The organism is uncultured Desulfovibrio sp., from assembly GCF_944327235.1.
In the GTDB taxonomy this organism is placed as follows: Bacteria; Desulfobacterota; Desulfovibrionia; order Desulfovibrionales; family Desulfovibrionaceae; genus Desulfovibrio.
In genome coordinates, this window is record NZ_CALVHE010000131.1 from 1 (window position 1) to 4,450 (window position 4,450).

Here is a 4,450-nt window from a genome sequence, read left to right on the forward strand (position 1 = left end):
GATATCCGCAACCTCATGTTCGTGTTCGAGGACTGCAAGAACATCGACGACCGCGGCGTGCGCGAGATGCTCAAGGAGATCTCCAACGAGGATCTCACCCTTGCCCTGCGCGGGGCCAGCGACGAGCTGAAGGACAAGTTCTTCCGCAACATGTCCGAACGCGCGGGCAACATGATCCGCGAAGAACTGGAATACATGGGGCCGACCAAGCTCTCGGACGTGGAAGCCGCGCAACAGAGCATCGTCAAGATCGTGCGCCGACTGGAAGCCGAGAACAAGCTCGTGGTCAGCCGCGGCGGCGGGGATATCTTCGTTTAGCGCATGTCGCCTTCCCAAAAGGCGACATGCGAGGCGGCGGCACAGCGGCAAAGGTCGGGGCCGCCCGGCCCGAACCGGGCGGGATGACCGTGTGTTTCCCGCCACACGCCGGGCCGTATGGTTTGCGACGCAACGCGCTCCAAACCGAAATAGCTCTGGACGCCGCGACGGCACGACGAACGTTTTTGCATCGGGGAAGGGTGGTCCTTCGCCTGCGGCGGGAAGGGAGACCTTCCTCCCAGGCCCCCCATCCCTTCCCCGGCGCGTTTTTTTTCGGGGGACGGGGCCTGTGCCCGACACGCCGCGCCCGCATGGCGGACACGCCGGAGCGGTCGCGGTGAACGGCGGGGACCGTCCGATGTGAGCGAAACAGACAGCGAATGTGTGCGAACAGGCCCGACGGGTGACGACGGGGCGGAGAACGGGACATGTCAATGGATCTGCGAAAGAAATGGGGCACCATCTTCATGGGCGATCGCGAGGCTTCGATGGCGCAGCTTGAGGCCATGCAGGAGCCCATCCGCAGGGAACAGGAGCGGCAGCAGAGCCAGGAAGACTACATGGAGCGCGTCAAGGCGCGCGCCGTGGAGCGCGCCCGCCAGATCCTCGGTGAAGCCTATGCCGAACGCCAGCGCGTGCTGGAAGAAGCCAAGCGCGAAGCGCAGGACCATTACCAGCGCATCATAGCCGAGGCCGAGAGCATCCGTCAGTCCACCCGCGACGGCTACGAGGCCATGCAGCTCGAACGCGGCAAGACCAGCAAGGAGCTGGCCGAGGCCGAACGCATCCGCGCCTCCGCCCATGAAGAGGGCTACAAGGACGGCATGGATCAGGTGGCCGGCGATCTGCAACAGATACGTTTCGAGCTGGCCCAGTATGTGGGCTGGATGATGCAGGCCGTGCAGATGCAGACGCACGACATCTGCCGCCAATGGCGCGAGTCGCTGGTGGATCTGACCAGGGCCGCCGTCAGCGCGGGCACGGGCTATGTGCTCACCACCCAGCATGAGGATGTCCTGCGCTCCCTCCTGCTGGCCGCCGTGCGCCAGCTCGAGGACAGGAACACCATCACCGTGCGCGTCCACCCGGAGGACGAGGAAGCCGTCACCGACATGTTCGCCGCCGCCCGCGAGCGCGTGCCCGAACTCCAGCAGTGGATCGTCCATACCGACGACAAGATGGAGCCGGGCGGTTTCGTGGCCGAGAGCAGCAGCGGCAGCGTGGACTGCCGTCGCGAGCACTTCCGCGAACTGGTGGAGAATATCCTCGTCCACCTCGGCCTGCCGACCACCGATGAGGACCGCGCCAACGAAGAGAAGCAGGAACAGCTCCTGGACGTGCTGCTCGAGCGCGCCCGTCAGCTCGGCCCCGAACCGGTGAAGGCCGTGGAGGCCGCGCCCGCCGCCGAGACCGCCGCGCCCGCCGCTGAAGGAGCGGAAGCCGCAGCCGCCGCCGAAGCGGCCGCGCCCGTTGCCGAAGGCGCCGCGCCCGTGGCTGACGGGGCTGCCGCCGTTGAAGGCGCCGAAGCCGCCGAAGCCGCTCCCGCCGCCGAAGCGGCCGCGCCCGCCGAAGCGAGCGGGGACGCCGGGGAGGAGACGCTGCCCGCCCTCGTGGACGAGGCGGACGACGACCTCCTGCCCGACGATCTGGAGATAGACAGCCTGCCCGACGATTTTGACGAGGACGGACCCGCGCCCGCCGGAGCCGCCGCGGCCGGGGAAGACGATGAGCTCCCCGCCGGGGACGTGGTCCCCGAAGCCTATCTGCCGCCGCTGGGCAAGGATGACGGCGGGCGTCCGACGCCGCCGCCCACCATGGCCCGCAGCAAGAAGGCCGATCCCACCATCGAGGAGCTGGAAGAGGAGCTCTTCCCGCTGGAAGACGATATGGACGAGGCCCTGCTGCAGGGAGGTTTCCTTGCGCCGGAATCCGGGAAGAAGGGGTAAGCCGCCATGCTGCTCGATCCCCAAGCCTGCTGCCGCCTGCTGCGCGCCAGCAATCCCGTCCGCTCTTACGGCAAGGTGACCAAGGTCGTGGGTCTCGTGGCCGAAGGCAGCGGCCTGCGCGCCCCGCTGGGCGCCGTCTGCCACATGCTGCCCGATGACGACGCCCACGGCATAGCCGCCGAAGTGGTCGGCTTCCGTGAGGGCAACCTGCTCTTCATGCCCTACGGCGACATGCGCGGCATCCGTCCCGGCAGCCGCATCCGCAATACCAGCCTGCCGCCCGTTTTTCCCGTCGGTCCCGATTCGCTGGGCCGCGCCTTCGACGCTTTCGGCACCCCGCTGGACTCCGGGCCGCCGGTCAGCACCGAACTCTGTGATTCGCCCCTCGGCGTGGCCGATGACGGCAAGGCCGACTTCGACGCCCAGATGGCCGCCCAGGCCGCGTTCAAGCCCGCCTGGCTCAAGGAGGCCCGCGCCAAATGGCAGGCCGAGCTGGTCCCCATCTACGCCGATCCGCCCAGCCCCCTCATGCGCCCCCGCATCACCGACATACTCGACGTGGGCGTGCGCGCCATCAACAGCCTCATCACCCTGGGCAAGGGCCAGCGCGTGGGCATCATGGCCGGTTCCGGCGTGGGCAAGTCCACCCTCATGGGCATGATGGCCCGCTACACCAAGGCCGACGTCAACGTCATCGCCCTCATAGGCGAACGCGGCCGCGAAGTGGTGGAGTTCATGGAGCGCGACCTCGGCCCCGAAGGCATGGCCCGCTCGGTGCTCGTCATCGCCACCTCCGACCAGTCGCCGCTGGTGCGTATGCGCGCCGCCTATTCCGCCACCGCCGTGGCCGAATACTTCCGCGACAAGGGCATGGACGTCCTCCTCATGATGGACTCCGTGACCCGCTTCGCCATGGCCGCCCGCGAGGTGGGCCTTGCCGTGGGCGAACCCCCGACCACCAAGGGCTATACCCCCACCGTTTTCGCCCAGCTCCCCAAGCTGCTCGAACGCGCCGGGCGCTCGTCCACCGGCACCATCACCGGCATCTACACCGTGCTGGTGGACGGCGACGATTTCAACGAACCCATTGCCGACGCCGTGCGTTCCATCCTCGACGGCCATATCGTCCTGACCCGCGACCTTGCCGACCAGGGCCATTTCCCGGCCATCGACGTGCTCCGCTCCATCAGCCGTCTGCGCTCCGACATCTGTACCCGCGAGGACGTGCTCGCCGGTCGCGTGGTGACACGCCACATGAGCACCTACCGCCGCGTGGAGGACATGATCAATATCGGGGCCTACGCCCGCGGCAGCAACCCGGAGATCGACGAGGCCATAGCCAAGATGCCCGCCATCAACGCCTTTCTCCGACAGGACGTGGCGGAACCCGAATTCCTCGAGGGCTGTATGCAGAAACTCCGCGACCTCGCCGCCTCCGGCCAGCCCGCGCCCCAGCCCGGCCTGCCCGGAAAACCACCCGTCCAGCCCGGCCTGCCCATCAATATGCCCCCAAAAGGCTGATACCACCCACAAAACGCTCCCTTCGGAGCGTTTTTCTTTTGATCTGGATACGTTTCCGCCTGCCTGATCATCTGGGGGAGGGGGAACCCCCTAGCTCTGCTGTCGATGCCCGTAAGGCTCCTGCGTCGCCTAACGGGCACGGCCCGACTGGGGGGAAGGGGAACCCCTCGCTCTGCTGTCGATGTCCGTAAGGCTCCTTTGTCGCCTAACGGACACGGCCCTGCGGGCCGCCCGTTGGGTCGCTGCCTGCGCTGGAGGTGTTCCCCTTCCCCCCAGACCCCCCAACCCCTCCCCAGCGCGCTTTTATCAGGGAGGATGGACAGACGACGCGGCACGCAAGCCGTCCCTTCGCCTGATGGTCCCCCGACGGGATGAAGGAAAAGGGGAGAGAGGGGATTTTCTTTTTCTTTTCTTTTTTTCCGTCGCTGGTTTGCGGCTTTTGCCCGGCATCCGGGCTGGGTCGCCTGCGCGGCGGGCGGCAGGGGGTGAGGGGGGCTTGTTTCCTTCTTTTTTCGCCGCTGGATAGCGGATGCTGCCCGGCATCCGGGCTGGGTCGCCTCCCGGCGAGGGGCAGGGGGCAGGGGCTTGCGCAGCCCCTTGCCCCCTACGACCCCTTACCCCGCGTTGGGGTCACCATCCCTGACGGACAGCCCGGATACGCGAGG

Annotated in this window: 3 protein-coding genes; all 3 read left to right on the forward strand. The window is 67.4% G+C overall.

The genetic code is table 11. The features are described from left to right. The coding region (locus Q0K00_RS11395; protein ID WP_297229622.1) for a FliG C-terminal domain-containing protein at positions 1 to 318 on the forward strand (318 nt) is incomplete at its 5' end. A 428-nt stretch (positions 319 to 746) separates the two neighbouring features. Beyond that, positions 747 to 2,264: a FliH/SctL family protein gene (locus Q0K00_RS11400; RefSeq protein WP_297229624.1), complete on the forward strand. Its 1,518-nt coding sequence runs from the start codon at positions 747 to 749 to the stop codon at positions 2,262 to 2,264. A gap of 6 nt (positions 2,265 to 2,270) precedes the next feature. Continuing rightward, positions 2,271 to 3,785 (forward strand): FliI/YscN family ATPase, encoded by a 1,515-nt coding sequence (locus tag Q0K00_RS11405; RefSeq protein WP_297229626.1) that lies wholly within the window; start codon positions 2,271 to 2,273, stop codon positions 3,783 to 3,785. The last annotated feature ends 665 nt before the right edge of the window (positions 3,786 to 4,450 follow it).